This is a genomic window from Anaeromyxobacter dehalogenans 2CP-1 (assembly GCF_000022145.1).
Lineage (GTDB): Bacteria > Myxococcota > Myxococcia > Myxococcales > Anaeromyxobacteraceae > Anaeromyxobacter > Anaeromyxobacter dehalogenans.
This window is the reverse complement of the sequence record NC_011891.1, coordinates 975,193-993,567: the sequence shown is the minus strand read 5'-3', so window position 1 is coordinate 993,567 and position 18,375 is coordinate 975,193. Positions and strand designations below refer to the sequence as shown.

General features: G+C 73.6%; 11 protein-coding genes. 8 read left to right on the top strand and 3 right to left on the bottom strand.

What is annotated here, in order from left to right; genetic code table 11:
* Positions 1 to 203: 203 nt before the first annotated feature.
* The 7 genes from fdhD to A2CP1_RS04325 all read left to right on the top strand — a co-directional run bounded on the left by fdhD (position 204) and on the right by A2CP1_RS04325 (position 10,075).
* Complete coding sequence (gene fdhD / locus A2CP1_RS04360) at positions 204 to 1,070, top strand: formate dehydrogenase accessory sulfurtransferase FdhD (RefSeq protein ID WP_012632236.1); 867 nt, start codon at positions 204 to 206, stop codon at positions 1,068 to 1,070.
* Positions 1,071 to 1,327: 257 nt separating this feature from the next.
* A complete protein-coding gene (gene fdh / locus A2CP1_RS04350; protein ID WP_012632235.1) occupies positions 1,328 to 4,618 on the top strand; it encodes a formate dehydrogenase in 3,291 nt (1,096 codons plus the stop codon).
* Between the two features lie 20 nt (positions 4,619 to 4,638).
* Positions 4,639 to 5,571: a 4Fe-4S dicluster domain-containing protein gene (locus A2CP1_RS04345; protein WP_012632234.1), complete on the top strand. Its 933-nt coding sequence runs from the start codon at positions 4,639 to 4,641 to the stop codon at positions 5,569 to 5,571.
* The gene (gene nrfD, locus A2CP1_RS04340; protein WP_012632233.1) at positions 5,571 to 6,770 is read left to right on the top strand and encodes an NrfD/PsrC family molybdoenzyme membrane anchor subunit; all 1,200 of its coding nucleotides are present in this window, start codon (positions 5,571 to 5,573) and stop codon (positions 6,768 to 6,770) included. The genes A2CP1_RS04345 and nrfD overlap by 1 nt, the downstream gene beginning before the upstream one ends.
* Entirely contained in the window at positions 6,754 to 7,767 is a 1,014-nt protein-coding gene (gene moaA, locus A2CP1_RS04335; RefSeq protein WP_012632232.1) for a GTP 3',8-cyclase MoaA, read from the top strand. The genes nrfD and moaA overlap by 17 nt, the downstream gene beginning before the upstream one ends.
* Before the next feature lie 51 nt (positions 7,768 to 7,818).
* Positions 7,819 to 9,180 (top strand): OFA family MFS transporter, encoded by a 1,362-nt coding sequence (locus tag A2CP1_RS04330; protein WP_012632231.1) that lies wholly within the window; start codon positions 7,819 to 7,821, stop codon positions 9,178 to 9,180.
* Positions 9,181 to 9,415: 235 nt separating this feature from the next.
* Positions 9,416 to 10,075 (top strand): hypothetical protein, encoded by a 660-nt coding sequence (locus tag A2CP1_RS04325; RefSeq protein ID WP_012632230.1) that lies wholly within the window; start codon positions 9,416 to 9,418, stop codon positions 10,073 to 10,075.
* A 72-nt stretch (positions 10,076 to 10,147) separates the two neighbouring features.
* On the opposite strand, the gene A2CP1_RS04320 is transcribed toward A2CP1_RS04325, so the two are convergent.
* Complete coding sequence (locus tag A2CP1_RS04320) at positions 10,148 to 11,635, bottom strand: glutamate synthase subunit beta (RefSeq protein WP_012632229.1); 1,488 nt, start codon at positions 11,633 to 11,635, stop codon at positions 10,148 to 10,150.
* Between the two features lie 2 nt (positions 11,636 to 11,637).
* A complete protein-coding gene (gene gltB, locus A2CP1_RS04315; protein ID WP_012632228.1) occupies positions 11,638 to 16,248 on the bottom strand; it encodes a glutamate synthase large subunit in 4,611 nt (1,536 codons plus the stop codon).
* Positions 16,249 to 16,618: 370 nt separating this feature from the next.
* Between gltB and A2CP1_RS04310 the strand changes: the two genes are divergently transcribed.
* Positions 16,619 to 17,644 (top strand): ATP-dependent DNA ligase, encoded by a 1,026-nt coding sequence (locus tag A2CP1_RS04310; protein ID WP_012632227.1) that lies wholly within the window; start codon positions 16,619 to 16,621, stop codon positions 17,642 to 17,644.
* Between the two features lie 33 nt (positions 17,645 to 17,677).
* On the opposite strand, the gene A2CP1_RS04305 is transcribed toward A2CP1_RS04310, so the two are convergent.
* Complete coding sequence (locus tag A2CP1_RS04305; RefSeq protein WP_012632226.1) at positions 17,678 to 18,343, bottom strand: hypothetical protein; 666 nt, start codon at positions 18,341 to 18,343, stop codon at positions 17,678 to 17,680.
* Positions 18,344 to 18,375: the final 32 nt, after the last annotated feature.

The following is an 18,375-nucleotide window of genomic DNA, read 5'->3' as shown; positions in this document are numbered from 1 at the left end:
ACGGAGCGGGCAGGAGGACGGATGTGACGGACCCGAAACGTCCCGCCCGGACCGCTGCGTCCGCGGCGCGGGTCGATTAGCTTCGCTCGCGAGCTGCCGGGTCACGGCGGCAGCTCCCGGGGCGCGCGACCGGACCGCCCGGCGCGCGCCCCACCTCCGCTCTTTTCCGCCCGCGCGGGCGGCCGCTCCGTTACCTTCCCGCCATGGAAACCTCCCTCAGGCGCGCCGCCGCGCCGGCGGGCGCCGTGGCGGAGCGGACGGTGCTGCGAAACGGCGGCGCCGTGCGCGACGCCGTCGCCGTCGAGGAGCCGCTCGAGATCCGCGTGGACGGCGACCGGCTCGCGACGACCATGCGGACGCCCGGCGCCGACGCCGACCTGGCGCTCGGCTTCCTGTTCGCCGAGGGCATCATCGCCGGCGTCGAGGACGTGGGAACGGTCATCCACTGCGGCCGGCCCGGCGAGGAGGGGTACGGCAACGTGATGGACGTCCGGTCCGCGGCCGGCATGCGCATCGACCCCGAGCGGATCCTGGAAGGCCGCCGGTTCGTCCCGGTGAGCGCCGCCTGCGGCGTCTGCGGCCGGCTGAGCATCGACCACCTCATGGAGCGGATCCACCCGCTGCCGGCGGGCGAGCCGGTCGCGCCGGCGCTCGTCGCGGCCGGCATGGAGATCCTGGCGCGCAGCCAGCCCGTGTTCGAGCGCACCGGCGGGCTGCACGCGGCGGTGCTGGTGGGCCGCGACGGCGCGCCGATCGCGTCCGCGGAGGACGTGGGGCGGCACAACGCGGTGGACAAGGTGGTCGGCGCCGCGCTGCGGGCGGGGCGCGTCGGCCCGCGCGCCGCGGCCGGCCCCGCGCCGGCGCTGCTCGCGGTGAGCGGGCGCGCCGGCTTCGAGATCGTGCAGAAGGCCGCGGCGGCCGGCGTGCCGGTGATCGCGAGCGTGTCGGCGCCGTCCAGCCTGGCCGTGGACCTGGCCCGCGCCGCCGGCGTGACGCTCTGCGGCTTCGTGCGCGGCGAGCGCATGAACGTCTACGCGAACGGCGAGCGCCTCGGGCTGACCGGGCCCTGAGAGCACGCGCTCTGAGAGCACGTGAACCCATCCCCTCCCGTCGCCGCGGCGGCCGATCCGCGTCGCATCGCGTCGTTGCTCCTCCCTCACATGCCGACGGGCATGCTCGGTCGTCGCGCCTCGCGCTGCTCGCGTCTCGACCGCCTGGCTCGGTCCGGGGATGGATTCACGCGCTCTGAGCGCACGCGCCCTGGCGGCGCGGGGCCGGTTGCCGCTGCACCGGCCGAGACGGAGCTTCAGCGCAGGAGATCCCTGCGATGCCGAAGCTTCCCGTCCTCTCGGACTGGCCGGTGCTCCGCCAGCTCCACGACCGCGATCCGTCGGGCCTGGGCTCGACGGCCGCCTCGCCGCGCACGCGCTCGCTCGCGCCACGCACCGCGTCGGCGGATCGCGTGGCGCGGTCCGTCTGCCCGTACTGCGCGGTCGGCTGCGGGCAGCTCGTCTACGTGAAGGACGAGAAGATCATCGACATCGAGGGCGACCCCGACTCCCCGGTCTCGCAGGGCTGCCTCTGCCCCAAGGGCGCGGCGACGTTCCAGCTCGTGACCGGCGCGCACCGCCTCGAGCAGGTGCTCTACCGCCGGCCCGGCGGCACGTCGTGGGAGACCCTGCCGCTCGAGCAGGCCATGGAGATGGTCGCCCGGCGGGTGAAGAAGGCGCGCGACGAGACGTGGCAGGAGCGGATCGAGGAGGAGGGGGCCGAGCACCACGGCGACCAGGTGCGGCGCACGCTCGGCATCGCCCACCTCGGCGGCGCCACGCTCGACAACGAGGAGAACTACCTGCTCAAGAAGCTCTTCACCGCGCTCGGCGTGGTGCAGGTGGAGAACCAGGCGCGGATCTGACACAGCTCCACGGTCCCCGGTCTGGGGATCTCGTTCGGCCGCGGCGGCGCCACCACGTTCCCCGGCGACCTCCAGAACTCCGACTGGATCGTCGTGCAGGGGTCGAACATGGCCGAGTGCCACCCGGTGGCCTTCCGCTGGGTGATGGAGGCGAAGAACCGGGGCGCCACCGTCATCCACGTGGATCCCCGCTTCACCCGCACCAGCGCGGTGGCCGACCTGCACGTCCCCATCCGACCGGGCAGCGACATCGCGTTCCTGGGCGGGATCATCCACCACGTGCTCGAGCACGACCTCTGGTTCAAGGAGTACGTGCTCGCGTACACCAACGCCTCGACGATCATCGACGAGAACTTCCGCGACACCGAGGAGCTGGAGGGCTTCTTCAGCGGCTTCGACGCGCAGTCGAACAGCTACTCGTGGGAGACCTGGAAGTACCAGGGCGTGGACGGCGTCGTGCCGGCCGCAGGCCACAAGCTCGTGTACGGCGAGAAGGGCGCCGGCCGCAGCGACCTGCGCGGCACGAAGATGCTCGAGCGCGAGACCGACCCGACGCTGCAGCACCCGCGCTGCGTGTTCCAGCTCCTCAAGAAGCACTTCGCCCGCTACACGCCGGAGCGGGTCGAGGAGACCTGCGGGATCCCGCAGGCGCTCTTCCTGAAGGTCGCCGAGACGCTGGGCCGGAACTCCGGGCGCGAGCGCACCGGCGCGTTCTGCTACGCGGTGGGCTGGACCCAGCACACCGTGGGCGTGCAGTACATCCGCACCGCGGCGATCCTGCAGCTGCTGCTCGGCAACATCGGGCGGCCGGGCGGCGGGATCATGGCGCTGCGCGGCCACGCGTCCATCCAGGGCTCCACCGACATCCCGACCCTGTTCGACATCCTGCCCGGCTACCTGCCCATGCCGCACGCCTCGCTGCCCGACCGCGGCCTCGACCAGTACGTCAACAACAACGCCTCCGCGACGCACTGGTGGAGCGAGTTCCGCAAGTACGTGGTCTCGCTGTGCAAGGCCTGGTTCGGCACCGCCGCCACCGCGGAGAACGACTTCCTGTTCGACCTCCTGCCGCGCCTCACCGGCAACCACTCGCACATGGTGACCGTGTCCGAGATGGCCGACGGGAAGCTGAAGGGCTACTTCGTGATGGGCGAGAACCCGACCGTCGGATCGATGCACGGCGCCCTGCACCGCAAGGGCCTGCGCGAGCTCGACTGGCTGGTGGTGCGCGACTTCACGCTCACCGAGACGGCGGAGTTCTGGCGCACCGCCCCCGAGATCGCGCGCGGCGAGGTGCGGCCGGAGGAGATCCGCACCGAGGTGTTCTTCTTCCCGGCCGCCACCCACACCGAGAAGGACGGCTCCTTCACGAACACGCAGCGCATGCTGCAGTGGCACCACCGGGCGGTGGAGCCGCGCGGCGACTGCCGCAGCGAGCTGCACTTCACCTACCACCTCGGCAAGCGCCTCAAGGCGCTCTACGCCGGGTCGGGCGATCCGAAGGATCGGGCGATCCAGGCGCTGACCTGGGACTACCCGACCCGCGGCCCGCAGGAGGACCCCGACGCCGCGGCGGTGCTGAAGGAGGTGAACGGGTTCACGGTGGCGGACGGCAAGCCGGTGCCCGGGTTCGCCGAGCTGAAGGACGACGGCTCCACCGCGTGCGGCTGCTGGATCTACTCCGGGTGCTTCAAGGACGGGGTGAACCAGACCGCGCGCCGCCGGCCCGAGCGCGAGCAGCACTGGGTGGCGCCGGACTGGGGCTGGGCCTGGCCCGCCAACCGCCGCATCCTCTACAACCGCACCTCCGCGGATCCCGAGGGCCGGCCCTGGTCCGAGCGGAAGCGCTACGTCTGGTGGGACGAGGACAAGCGGCAGTGGACCGGCTACGACGTGCCGGACTTCGTCAAGGACCGGCCGCCCTCCTACCGCCCGCCGCCCGGGGCCCGCGGCACCGCCGCCATCTCCGGCGACGACGCGTTCATCATGCAGGCGGACGGCAAGGGCTGGCTGTTCGCGCCGTCCGGCCTCCTCGACGGTCCGTTCCCGACGCACTACGAGCCGGAGGAGTCGGTCCTCGAGAACCCGCTCTACCCGCAGCAGTGCAACCCCGCGCGCATGGAGTGGCACCGCCGCGACAACCCGTACCACGCCGCCTGGGGCGACCCGCGCTTCCCGTTCGTCCTCACCACCTACCGCCTCACCGAGCACCACACCGCCGGCGGGATGAGCCGCTGGCTGTCCTGGCTGTCCGAGCTGCAGCCGGAGATGTTCTGCGAGGTGTCGCGCGAGCTCGCCGCCGAGCGCGGCCTGCGCAACGGCGGCTGGGCCACCATCACCACCGCGCGCGGCGAGATCGAGTGCCGGGTGCTGGTCACCGACCGCGTGCGCCCGCTCCGGGTGAAGGGCGGCCGGACGGTGCACACCATCGGCCTGCCCTACCACTGGAGCTACGTGGGCCGGGTGACCGGCGATCCGGCGAACGAGCTCATCGGCTTCGTGGCGGATCCCAACGTCAGCATCCAGGAGTCGAAGGCGCTCACCGGCGCCATCCGGCCCGGCCGCCACTCGCAGGGCCGCCGCTCGGTCACCGACGGCGTGGCGCTGCGCGAGCCCGAGCCGCGGATCCACGCACCGCGCGACCTCCCCGGCCTGCACGCGAAGCAGCGCAGCCCGCCGGTGGAGCCGCCCGAACCCCGCTGATCGCCGCAAGGAGGCGTCCCGTGCAGGAGATGGGGTTCTTCACCGACACGACGCTCTGCATCGGCTGCAAGGCCTGCGAGGTCGCGTGCAAGCAGTGGAACCAGCTCCCCGACGACGGCTTCTCGCTGACCGGGATGAGCTACGACAACACCGGCACGCTGGGCGCGTCCACCTGGCGGCACGTCGCGTTCGTCGAGCGGACCGAGCCGCTGCCCGGCCAGGGCAGCCCGCGCGACGGGATCGAGGCGGGCGCGGGCGCGTTCGCGGAGCTCCGGCCGCTCGGCCAGCCCGCGCCGACGTCGCTGCTCCACGACGTCGCCCCCACCCACCTCGCCGACGTGCCGGTCGCGCTCGGCCCCTCGCAGCAGGCGCTCGGGAAGTTCTCCTGGCTGATGATGAGCGACGTCTGCAAGCACTGCGAGCGCGCCGGCTGCCTGGAGGCCTGCCCCACCGGCGCGATCCTCCGCACCGAGTTCGGCTCGGTGTACATCCAGCCGGACGTCTGCAACGGCTGCGGCTACTGCGTGTCGGCCTGCCCGTTCGGCGTGGTGGACCGGCGCGAGGACGACGGGCGCGCCTGGAAGTGCACGCTCTGCTACGACCGGCTCGAGGGCGGCATGGTGCCGGCCTGCGCCAAGGCCTGCCCCACCGCCTCGATCCAGTTCGGCTCGCTCGCGGACCTGCGCGAGCGGGCCCGGAACCGGGTCGAGCAGCTCCGCGCGCGCGGCGTCGCCGACGCCCGCCTCTACGGCGAGACCGCGGAGAGCCAGCCCGGGACCGAGGGGCTGCACGCGTTCTTCCTGCTCTGCGACCGGCCCGAGGTGTACGGGCTCCCGCCGGATCCGGTGGTGCCGACCGCGAAGATCGTGGCGAGCTGGCGCGCCATGGCCACGGGGGTGGTGTCGCTCGCGGCGCTGGCGCTCGGGGCGGTGCTCTCGGCGAGGAGGGCGTGATGATGGGCACCCGCACGGATCCCGCCCGCGAGTCGGCCCGCCCGCGCGACGGGCGCAACGTGGACCCGCGGCTGGGCGAGCTGCTGGGAGAGGGCTCGGGCCAGCAGGTGCGCGAGCTGGAGGGGGCGGCCACCGGCCACGACCGGCCGGGGGAGCGCGCCTGGGGGGAGTTGCCCGCCGAGGCGCTCGCGGCGGCGGAGGGCCCGAGCTACTACGGCCAGCCGGTGCTCAGGGAGCCGGTGTGGCGCTGGGAGATCCCGGCGTACTTCTTCGTGGGCGGGCTGGCGGGCGCGTCGGCGGTGCTGGGCGCGGCGGCGTCGATCGCGGGCGGCGAGGGCACCGCCGCGCTGGTGCGCCGCTGCCGGCTGGTGGCGGCCGGCGGGGCCGCCGCGAGCGCGGTGCTCCTCGTCCGCGACCTGGGCCGCCCCTCGCGCTTCCTCAACATGCTGCGCGTGTTCCGGCCCACCTCCCCCATGAACATGGGCACCTGGGTGCTGACCGGGTTCGGCGCGCTCTCCGGCGCGGCCGCCCTGCCCGCGCTCGTCGCGGCGCCGCGCGCGCTCGAGCGCTCCGCCGGCGTCGCCGCCGCGGGCGCGGCGGTGCTCGGGCTGCCGCTCGTGGGCTACACCGGCGTCCTCCTCGCCAACACGGCGGTGCCGGTCTGGCAGGCCACCCGCAACACGCTGCCGGTGCTGTTCGCGTTCTCCGGGGCGGTGAGCGCGGGCGGCCTGTTCGACCTGTGGCGCACGCCGGGGCCGGGCGGGGAGATGGCCCACCGGTTCGGGCTGGTGGCGAAGGGGGCGGAGCTGGCCCTGTCGCACGCGCTGCACCGCGAGGCCGGGGCCGTGCCGCGGGTCGAGCGGGCGCTCCGGCGCGGCCGGGGCGGGCTCCTGCTGCGCACCGCCCGCAGCCTGCTCGTCGCCTCGGCGATCGTGGACCTCCTGCCGGAGCGGGCGTGGCGGCGACGACACGCCGCGTCGGGCGCGCTGGCCCTGCTGGGCACCCTGGCGCTGCGCTTCGGGGTGGTGGCCGCGGGCCGGACGTCCGCCCGTGACCCACACGCGACCTTCGAGATGCAGCGCGCCGGGCGCGGGGCGGCGGAGCTGGCTAGGAAGGAAGGGGCCCGCCCTCGCATGCCGTCCCCTCCCGGCATCGATCCCACGGGCAAGGAGACCGCCGAGCATGGAGCAGCTCCGTGAACCCACGCCCGCCGCGCCGCGCAAGGGGCCGGCCCTGGCCGACGCCCAGGGGCGCCTCATCCGCTACCTGCGCGTGTCGCTCACCGACCGCTGCAACTTCCGGTGCACCTACTGCTCCCCGGCCGAGCACGAGGCCCCCGACGCGCTCCTGCAGCGCCCCGAGATCGCGCGGCTGGTGCGCGTCTTCGCCGGGCTGGGCGTCCGGCGCGTGCGGCTCACCGGCGGCGAGCCCACGCTCCGCAAGGATCTGGTGGAGATCGTCGCCGACGCCGCCGCCACCCCGGGCATCGAGGAGGTCGCGCTGACCACGAACGGCCACCGCCTCGACGAGCTGGTGGCGCCGCTCCGCGCCGCCGGGCTGGGCGCGGTGAACGTCTCGCTCGACACGCTGGTGCCGGAGCGGCTGGGCGGCGTGTCCGGGAAGGGCGCGCGCCTGGACCGGATCCTGGCCGGCATCGACGCGGCGGCGGGCCGCTTCCGGTCGCTGAAGCTCAACACGGTGGTGATGCGCGGCGTGAACGAGGACGAGCTGGGCGCGCTGGTGCGGTACGCCTGGGACCGCGGCGCGCTCCCGCGCTTCATCGAGCAGATGCCGTTCGGCGGGGGCGTGCCGGTGCCGCTCGCGGAGGTCCGCGCCGGGCTCGAGGCGCAGGGCTTCGCGCTCGAGCCGGACGGCTGGAAGGGCTGGGGGCCGGCCCGGCACATGCGCGCGCGCGACGCGGCCGGGCGCACCGGCCTCGTCGGCTTCATCGGCGCCATGACCGAGAACTTCTGCGAGGACTGCAACCGCGCGCGGGTGGCGGCGGACGGCGGGTTCCAGGCGTGCCTGGGGGGCCAGGACCGGGTGAACCTGCGCGACCTGATGCGCGGCGGCGCGCAGGACGAGGGGCTGGCGGAGGCGGTGCGCGGCGCGCTCTGGCGCAAGGCGCCCCGCCACCACATGGAGGACGCGGGGTCCGGGCTGGTGCTCCTGCCCATGCGCGGCCTCGGCGGGTGATCGGGGCCGGCGGCGCAGGACGTGCCGCCGGTGAGGGGAAGGGGGAGGGACATGACGTCGAACCGCTGGTTCATCGCGGTGGCCGGCACCATCACCATGGCGTGCCTCGGCACCGTCTACTCGTGGAGCCTGTTCACCCAGCCGCTCATCGCGGCGTTCGGCTGGTCCAGCACCACCACCACATGGGCGTTCGCGCTCTCGATCTTCTTCCTGGGCGTGGGCGCGATCCTGGGCGGCCGCTGGCAGGACCGCTCCGGGCCGCGGCCGGTGGCGGTCACGGGCATCGTGCTGTGGGGCCTCGGGAACGTGCTCGCCGGGCTGGGGACGGCGCGCTTCGGGGCGCCCTGGATCTACGCCACGTACGGCGTGATCGGCGGCCTGGGGCTGGGGCTCGGGTACGTGACCCCGGTCGCGGCGGTGACGAAGTGGTTCCCGGACAAGCGCGGTCTCGGGACCGGCATGGTGGTGATGGGCTTCGGCCTGGGCGCGTTCATCTACAACAACCTGCTGAAGAACGTCGCCGCCTTCGCCGAGGCGTCGCGCGAGGCCGGCCGGGTCCTCGCGGCGCGGCACGCGGGCGACGCGGCCGCGGCCATGTCGCCGGGCGCGATCTCGACCGTGATGCAGACGTTCCTCTGGTCCGGGGTGGTGTTCGCCGTGGTCGGCGGCATCTGCGCGCTGGCCATGCGCAACCCGACCGCGGTGGTGCCCGCGCCCGCCGCAGGCGCCGCGGCGTCGCCCGCGCCCGCCGCCGCGCCCGCGGTCCGCGTGGCGCGCGACTACCCGCCCTCGGAGGCGCTGCGCACGCCGCAGTTCTGGGCGCTCTGGGCGATGCTGTTCCTGAACGTCACCGCCGGCATCCTGTTCATCTCGAACGCGGTGCCCATCATGCGCGAGCTCACCGGCGCCTCGCCCGAGAGCGCGCTGGCCGTCTACGGCTTCATCGCGCTGTTCAACGGCCTGGGCCGCTTCTTCTGGGGCGCGATCTCGGATCGCATCGGCCGCAACCTCGCCTACCTGCTCATCTACGGCTCGCAGGTCGTCATCTTCTTCGCCGTGGGCGGCGTCCACTCGCTGCCGCTGGTCGCGCTCCTGTTCGCGATCGTCCTGCTCGACTACGGCGGCGGGTTCGGCACCATGCCCTCGTTCACCGCCGACTACTTTGGCACGAAGTACATGGGCGTGAACTACGGGTGGATCCTCCTGGCCTGGGGCGTGGGCGGCATCGTCGGCCCCATCTTCGTGGCGCGGGTGAAGGACCTCACCGGCTCGTTCTCCGGCGCGCTGCCGGTGATCGCGGTCATGCTGCTCGTCGCGGCCATCCTGCCGATCGTCACGCGGCGACCGGGGGCGGCGCGCGACGAGGGCAGCCGCTGGCGTCACCTGATGCCGCCGCGGCGCGTGCACGCCTGAGCCCTCGCCTCCGGCGAGCCTCCGGCCTGCCGGCGCTCGGGGTGAGCGGATCGGACGCGCCCATCCCGAGCGCAGCGCCGCGAGGCCAGGCGGCGCGCAGTCGAGGGAGCCCTGCCCCTCCGGCCCGCGCGCGCGGCGCACGGTGCGCGCGTGCGCGGGCGCCCGCCCGGGCCCTCCGCACTCGCGTCCCGCTCTTGAGCGCCGGTGCCAGCAACGGCGCCGGGAGGGGTACGACATGGACGTGAGTCGCGGATTGGGCCTGGCCCTCGGGGCTGCGGCGCTGCTCGTCACCGCGGGCTGCCAGGACAAGGGTGATCGCACGCAGCAGGGCTCCGCCCCGGGCGCCACGGCGTCGCGGCAGGCCGAGCGCAGCCAGGAGCAGGCGGCGGACGAGTCGAAGAAGGCCGCGAAGCGGCACGACGAGGCGGCCGACGCGCAGAAGGACGTGCGCGAGTCGCAGGAGAAGCTCGCGGAGGCGCAGCAGAAGGCCGGCCAGAAGACCGGCGAGGCGCAGCAGCACGAGCAGGCGGCGCAGCAGCAGTCGCAGACCGCGACGGCCGAGTCCGAGCAGGCGCGGCGCGAGTCCGCGCAGGCGGCGGGCACCGGCAGCGCCGCGGGCACCGCGGGCGCGACCGCCCAGGCGGGCGAGCAGAAGACCGCCACCGGGCAGGTGGTCAGCGCGAGCAGCCAGGAGCTGGTGCTGCGCGACCAGGCCGGCGGCCAGGAGCTGAAGCTGAAGGTCGGCGCCGACACGCCGGTGATGAAGGACGGGAAGCGGGCCTCCATCTCCGACGTGAAGGAGGGCGCGCAGGTCCGGGCGTCCTACTCGGAGCAGGGTGGGCAGCCGCAGGCCATCCGCATCGAGGTGCAGGGCGGATCGACCGGGACGCGGTAGCCGCCGCCGGCGAGCGTGGCCCCGCCCACCCCGGGCGCGTTCCCGGGGCGGGCGGGACCTCGCGTCTCCGGGTCAGGGGGGCAGGACCGTCTCGCCGTGCGAGAGGAACTGGTCCACCGCCTGCGCCGCCTGGCGCCCCTCGCGGATGGCCCACACCACCAGCGACTGGCCGCGGGCCATGTCGCCCGCGGCGAACACGCCGGGCACGCTCGTCATCCGGTGCTCGTCCGTCCACACGTTGCCGCGGTCGTCCAGCTTCACGCCGAACTGCTGCAGCACGGGCTTCTCGGGGCCGACGAAGCCGAGCGCGAGCAGCACCAGCTCGCCGGGGATGATCCGGTCGGTGTGCGGGATCTCCTTCGGGCCGGAGCGGCCGTCGGGGCCCTTCACCCACTCCACCTCCACCAGGTGCAGCTCCTTCACCTTGCCCTGCGCGTCGCCGATGAAGCGCTTGGTGAGCGCGCAGAACCGGCGCGGGTCGTGCCCGAAGACCGCCTTCGCCTCCTCCTGGCCGTAGTCGGTCTTGAGGACCCTGGGCCACTGCGGCCAGGGGTTGTCGCGCGGCCGCTGGTCGGGCGGGCGCGCCATGATCTCGAGCTGGGTCACGCTGCGGGCGCCGTGCCGGATGGCGGTCCCGACGCAGTCGGTGCCGGTGTCGCCGCCGCCGATGACGACCACGTGCTTGCCCTTCGCCGAGATGTACCGGCCGTCCTCGTGGTTCGAGTCGAGCAGCGACTTCGTGTTCGCGTGCAGGAACTCCATGGCGAGGTGGATGCCCTGGAGGCTGCGGCCCTCGATGGGCAGGTCGCGCGCGTGCGTGGCGCCGCCGGCCAGCACCACCGCGTCGTAGTCCTTCACCAGCCGGTCGGCGGTGATGTGCCGGCCGATCTCGGTCTCGGTGACGAAGCGCACCCCCTCGTCCGCGAGCAGCTTCACCCGCCGCTCCACCAGCGCCTTGTCGAGCTTCATGTTCGGGATGCCGTACATGAGCAGCCCGCCCACCCGGTCGGCGCGCTCGAACACCGTCACCGCGTGCCCGGCCTTGTTGAGCTGCTGCGCGGCGGCGAGGCCCGCCGGCCCGGAGCCGACGATCGCCACCCGCTTGCCGGTGCGCTCCGGCGGCGGCTGCGGGCGCACCAGCCCGGCCGCGAACGCCCGGTCCACGATCTCCGCCTCGATGGTCTTGATGGTGACGGGCGGCTCGTGGATGCCGAGCGTGCAGCTCCCCTCGCACGGCGCCGGGCAGACGCGCCCGGTGAACTCGGGGAAGTTGTTGGTCTTGGCGAGGCGGATGTACGCCTCCTCCCACTGCCCGCGGTAGACGAGGTCGTTCCACTCCGGGATGAGGTTCTGCACCGGGCACCCGGCCGCCATGCCGGCGATGATCTTGCCGGTGTGGCAGAACGGGATGCCGCAGTCCATGCACCGCGCGCCCTGCTGCCGGAGCGTCTGCTCCGGGTAGGCGGGGTGCGCCTCGCTCCAGTCCGCGATGCGCTCCAGCGGCGGCCGCTCGTGCTTCGGCTCGCGCGGGAACTCCATGAATCCGGTCGGCTTGCCCATGTCTAGTTCCCGCTCACGCGCGCGGCGTCCTGGGTGTTCTCCTCGAAGGCGGCCAGCTCCGCCTGCTCCGGCGTGAGGCCCTTCTCGCGCATCCGCGCCTGCGCCTCCACCACGCGCCGGTAGTCGTTCGGCATGACCCGCACCAGCCGCTTCAGCGTGCCGGCCCAGTCGTCGAGCAGCCGGCGGGCGTGCCCGCTCTCGGTGAGGGCGGCGTGCTTCTCCACCAGCGCCCTCACCTGCGCCGCCTCCTGCGGGTCCGCCACCGGCCCGAGCGTCACCATGTCGCGGTTGCAGCGGCGCGCGAACGCGCCGTCGGCGTCGAGCACGTACGCGACCCCGCCCGACATGCCGGCCGCGAAGTTGCGGCCGGTCGGGCCGAGCACCACCACCTTGCCGCCGGTCATGTACTCGCAGCCGTGGTCGCCCACGCCCTCCACCACCGCCGACACGCCCGAGTTGCGCACGCAGAAGCGCTCGCCGGCGATCCCGCGCACGAACGCCTCGCCGGCGGTGGCGCCGTAGAACGCGACGTTCCCGATGATGACGTTCTCCTCCGGCACGAAGCCGGCCTGGCGCGGCGGGAACACCACCACGCGGCCGCCCGACAGCCCCTTGCCCACGTAGTCGTTCGCGTCGCCCTCCAGCAGCAGCGTCATGCCGGGCGGGACGAACGCGCCGAAGGACTGGCCCGCCGAGCCCTGGAAGTGCAGCCGGATCGTGTCGTCCGGCAGGCCGGCCGGGCCGTGGCGCCGGGTGATCTCGGAGCCGACCATGGTGCCCACCACCCGGTTGGTGTTGCGGATGGCGAGCGTGGCGCGGACCGGCTGGCGCGACTCGATGGCCGGCCTGGCCAGGTCGAGCAGCACGGTGGCGTCGAGCGTCTTGTCGATGCCGTGGTCCTGCGGGATCTGGCAGGTCCGCCCGTAGTGCTTGGGCACGGTGGGCTTGAACAGGATCCGGCTGAAGTCGAGGTTGCGCGCCTTCCAGTGGTCGACCGCGCGGCGCATCTCCAGCCGCTCCGAGCGCCCCACCATCTCCTCGATGGTCCGGTAGCCCAGGTCGGCCATGTACTCGCGCACCTCCTGCGCGATGAACCGCATGAACGTCACCACGTGCGCCGGGTCGCCGGTGAACTTGGCGCGGAGCCGCGGGTCCTGGGTGGCGACGCCCACCGGGCAGGTGTTGAGGTGGCAGGCGCGCATCATCACGCAGCCGAGCACCACCAGCGGCGCGGTCGCGAAGCCGAACTCCTCGGCCCCGAGCAGCGCGCCGATCACGACGTCGCGCCCGGTCTTGAGCTGCCCGTCCACCTCCACCGCGATGCGCGAGCGCAGGTCGTTCATCACCAGCACCTGGTGCGTCTCGGCCAGGCCGAGCTCCCAGGGGATGCCGGCGTGCTTGATGGAGGTGAGCGGCGAGGCGCCGGTGCCGCCGTCGTGGCCGGAGACCAGCACCACGTCGGCGTGCGCCTTGGCCACGCCGGCGGCGATGGTGCCCACGCCCACCTCGGCCACCAGCTTCACCGAGACGCGCGCGCGGTGGTTCGCGTTCTTCAGGTCGTGGATGAGCTGCGCCAGGTCCTCGATCGAGTAGATGTCGTGGTGCGGCGGCGGCGAGATGAGGCCCACGCCCGGCGTGGAGTGCCGCACCTTCGCGATCCAGGGGTACACCTTGGTGCCGGGGAGCTGCCCGCCCTCGCCCGGCTTCGCGCCCTGCGCCATCTTGATCTGCAGCTCGCGCGCGTTCACCAGGTACTGGCTGGTGACGCCGAAGCGGCCGGAGGCCACCTGCTTGATGGCGGAGCTCTTGGAGTCGCCGCCCGGCAGCTTCTCGTAGCGCGCCGGGTCCTCGCCGCCCTCGCCGGTGTTCGACTTGCCGCCGATCCGGTTCATGGCGACGGCGAGCGACTCGTGCGCCTCCTTGGAGATCGACCCGTAGCTCATCGCGCCGGTCTTGAAGCGGCGCAGGATCGACTCGACCGGCTCGACCTCGTCGATGGGCACCGGGCGCGGGCCCGGGACGAGGTCCATCAGGCCGCGGAGCGTGCACAGGTTCCGGGCCTGGTTGTCCACCAGCGCGCTGTACTCCTTGAAGAGCGCGTAGTTCCCGGTGCGGCAGGCGTACTGGAGCTTGTGGACCGTCTCCGGGTTGAACAGGTGGTGCTCGCCGCCGTTGCGCCACTTGTACTGGCCGCCGGCCGGGAGGCTGGTGTGCACGATGGGGCGCTTGGGCGGGAAGCCGCGCTCGTTGCGCAGCCGCGCCTCGCGCGCCACCACGTCGATGCCCACGCCGCCCACGCGCGTGGCGGTCCAGGTGAAGTACTCGTCGATGAAGTCCTGGTTCAGGCCGATGGCCTCGAACACCTGGGCGCCGTGGTAGCTCTGGATGGTCGAGATGCCCATCTTCGAGATCACCTTCACGATGCCCTTCGCCACCGCCTTCACGTACTTCTTCTCGGCGTCGGCGGCCGGCCCGGGGATGAGCCCGAGCTGGACCTGGTCGTGGATGGTCTCGAACGCGAGGTACGGGTTCACCGCCGACGCGCCGTAGCCGATGAGCAGCGCGAAGTGGTGCACCTCGCGCGGCTCGCCGGACTCCAGCACGATGCCGCAGCGGGTGCGGGTGCCCTCGCGGATGAGGTGGTGCTGCACCGCCGCCACCGCCAGGAGCGACGGGATGGGCGCGTCCTCGGCGTCGTGGCCGCGGTCGGAGAGCACGAGCAGGTTGTGCCCCTCGGCGATCGCCTCCGACGCCTTCCAGCGCAGGTCCTCGAGCGCCTTGCGCAGCCCGTTGCCACCGTCGGCGGCGCGGAACAGGATGGGCAGCGTGATGGCCTTCAGGCCCTTCGAGGCCGGGCCGCCGTCGAGGGCCCGGATCCGCTCCAGGTCCTCGTTGCGGATCACCGGCGCGGGCAGCGCGAGCTGGCGGGCGCACTCCGGACCGGGCTCGAGGAGGTTCCCCTCCGGCCCGACGGAGGTCTCCACCGCCATGATGATCTCCTCGCGGATGGCGTCCACCGGCGGGTTGGTCACCTGCGCGAAGAGCTGCTTGAAGTAGTTGAAGAGCGGCTGCGGCTTCTCCGACAGCACCGCCAGCGGCGTGTCGGTGCCCATCGAGCCGATGGGCTCGGTGCCGTCGGTCGCCATGGGCGTGACGATCATCTTCACGTCCTCGGCGGTGTAGCCGAACACCTCCTGGCGCCGGAGCACGGTCTCGTGGTCGGGCTCGATGACGCGCGCGGGCTTCGGGAGCTGGTCGAGCCGGACGGTGTACTGCTCCAGCCAGGACGCGTACGGCTTCTCGCGGGCGATGCGCTCCTTCAGCTCGTCGTCGCCGACGATGCGCTGCTCGCGGGTGTCCACCAGGAACAGGCGGCCCGGCTGCAGCCGGCCCTTCTTCAGGATCCGGTCGGCGGGCAGGTCGAGCACGCCCACCTCGGAGGCCATCACCACCAGGTCGTCCTTGGTGACGTAGTAGCGGCTCGGGCGCAGGCCGTTCCGGTCGAGCACCGCGCCCACCCGGACACCGTCGGTGAACGCGATCGAGGCGGGGCCGTCCCACGGCTCCATCAGGCAGGAGTGGAACTCGTAGAACGCCCGCTTCTCCGGGCTCATCGCCTCGTGCCGCGCCCACGGCTCCGGCACCATCATCATCATGGCGTGCGGCAGCTCGCGCCCGGACAGCGTGAGCAGCTCGAGCACGTTGTCGAACATGGCCGAGTCGGAGCCCTCGGTGTCGATGACGGTGAGGATCTTCTGCAGGTCCTCGCCGAACAGCGACGAGCGCATCATCGACTGGCGCGCGTGCATCCAGTTGATGTTGCCGCGCAGCGTGTTGATCTCGCCGTTGTGCGAGATGTAGCGGTACGGGTGCGCGCGCGACCAGGACGGGAAGGTGTTGGTGGAGAAGCGCGAGTGCACCATGGCGAGGCCGGTGACGACCTCGGGCCGCGACAGGTCCAGGTAGAACTCGCGGAGCTGCCCGGCGTTCAGCATCCCCTTGTAGACGACGGTCTTCCAGGAGAGCGACGGGACGTAGAAGTGCGTGCGGCCGGGGATGGCGGAGCGGCTCACCCGCTTCTCCACCAGGCGGCGGACCACGTAGAGCTTGCGCTCGAAGGCCGCCTCGTCGGCGCAGCCCGCGCCGCGGCCGACCAGGATCTGCCGGATCACCGGCTGGCTGGACCGGGCGGTGGGGCCGAGCGTGGCGGGGTCGGTGGGGACGTCGCGCCAGCCGAGCACGTCGAGCCCCTCGGCGCGGACCCCCTCCTCGAAGATGCGGACGCAGGCGGCGCGGCCGCCCTCGTGCGGCGGCAGGAAGACCATGCCGGCGGCGTAGGCCCCCGGGGCGGGCAGCGCGAAGCCGAGCCGCTCCGCCTCGGCGCGGAGGAACGCGTGCGGGGTCTGGAACAGGATGCCGGCGCCGTCGCCGGTGTTCGCCTCGGCGCCCGCGGCGCCGCGGTGCTCGAGGTTCACGAGCACGGTGAGCGCGTTCTCGAGGATGTCGTGGGACGCGCGCCCCTTGATGTCCACCACGAACCCGAAGCCGCAGGCGTCCTTCTCGTTCTGCGGATCGTACAGCCCCTGCCTCGGGGGATAGCCGGTCTCGGTCATCTTCACCTTCAGTCGTACGGGAAAATCGTCACCAGCCCGGCACGCGCCCGTGGCCGGTCGAGCCGTTCGATGGATGTTCGGGATGCATCGACCACGCGCCAGGGAGCGATCCTTCCCGCCGGGATCCCCTGGCGCCGCGCCGCAGCCGCCGGCGCGCGCACCGCGTCTCTGACATGGACCGGCGAGTGTCCCCGAGCCGGGACGAGCGCGTCAAGGCAGCGGGCGTGAAACTCGGGATGCGCGCGACGCGCGGGCAGCGGTGCACGGAAAGCGTGCACGCGGTCGCCCGGTAATCGTGCAGCGTGCCGCCGCGGCGGGCAGCGGATTGCGCGTGGAGGCTGTGGGCTGCAACGTCGATGGGAGCGCTCCCGTGGCCTGGCCACCCCTCGATCTCCCCGTGCTGCCGCCGTTTCCGCCCATGGAAGCGCGCCTCGCGGACGTGCTCCCGGCGGACGACGGCTGGCAGTTCGAGCCGAAGTGGGATGGCTTTCGCTGCCTTCTATTCAAGCAGGATGCCGAGGTGGTGCTGCAGTCCAAGGCAGGCCAGCCGCTCGGTCGCTACTTCCCCGAGCTGGTCGCCGCCGGGCGCTCGCTCCGCGCGCCGCGGCTCGTGCTCGACGGCGAGATCGTGGTGCCCTCCGGGCTGGCCCTCTCCTTCGACGCGCTCCTGCAGCGGATCCACCCGGCCGAGTCCCGCGTGCAGCGCCTCGCCCGGGAGACCCCGGCGCGGCTCGTGGCCTTCGACCTCCTGGTGGACGGCGACGGCCGGCGGCTGGTGGAGTCACGGCTGGAGGTGCGCCGCGCCGCGCTGCTGCGCGAGGCGCCCGGGTTCCCGCCGGAGCTCTCCGTGTCGCCGGCGACGCTGCGGCGCGCGGACGCGGAGGCCTGGCTGGCGACGCCGTCCGGCACCGACGGCGTGATCGCGAAGCGCCTCGGCGTGCCGTACGCGTCCGGCGAGCGGGACGCGATGGTGAAGGTGAAGCGGGTGGTGACGCTGGACGCGGTGGTGGGCGGGTTCCGGCGCGGGCAGCGCGGCGGGCCACCGGCCTCGCTGCTGCTCGGCCTGCACGGCCCCGACGGCCGCCTCCACCACGTGGGGCACGTCACGCTCGCGCCGCGGCAGCGCGAGCGGTTCGCCGCGCTGCTCGAGCCGCTGGCGGCGCCGGGCGCGCCGGGGTTCACCGGCGAGGCGCCGGGCGGCCCGTCGCGCTGGGCGCGCGGGCGCTCCACCGAATGGATCCCGGTCCGGCCGGAGCTGGTGGTGGAGGTGGCCTACCGGCACGCGGCCGGCGGCCGCCTGCGCCACGGCGCGCGCCTGCTGCGCGTCCGCCCGGACAAGGCGCCCGCGCAGTGCGTGATGCGCGACCTGCCCGGCGGCGAGGCCCGCTTCGGCTGATCGCGGGGCGGCCGCCGGGGGCCGCCCGCGGGGTCATCTCCGGCCGCGCCGCGCCTGCACCGCCGCCGCCGGCTGCTCGACCAGGATGCCGCGCTCGCTCGCGGAGGTCGGGTGGCGCGCCGAGACCCGCGGCGTCGCCTCGGCGAGCTCCTTCGCGCCCGCCTGCGCGAGCACGAGGTCCACGCGCACCGTCCCCTCGGGGACGTCCTTCGCCAGCAGGAAGCCGTTGCCGTCCGCGCTCGGCACCACGCGGCCGAGCGGCTTGCGGGTCCCGTCCTTCGCCCGCGCCGCCACCACGTACTCCTCGCCCTGCGGCGGCGCGACCAGCCCGTACAGGATGACCCGCACCGCCTTCTGGTCGGGCATGGCCACCACGATGCCGCTCTCGGTCGGCTCCTTGGCCTTGGGATCGGCGAACAGGAGCGCGGCGGCCTGGCCCGAGCTGGTGAGCAGCCCCTCGTCGGCCCGCGCCTGGGTGAGGAGCTTGTCGCGCTCCTCGATGGTCTTCTGCAGCTCCGAGACCTGCGCCTGGCTGCGCTCGGCCTCGGTGCGGTACGTGTCCGCCTTCGACACCGTGGCGGCGGCCCAGACCACGCCCGCCGCCACGAGGACGATGAGCGGGATCACGATGAGCCAGACCTTCTTGTCGGAGCCCTCCTTCGCGAGGACGCTCCCGAACTCGATGCGGTCGCTTGGCATGCTCCAAAGGTAAGGAGCGTGCCGGCGCGGGC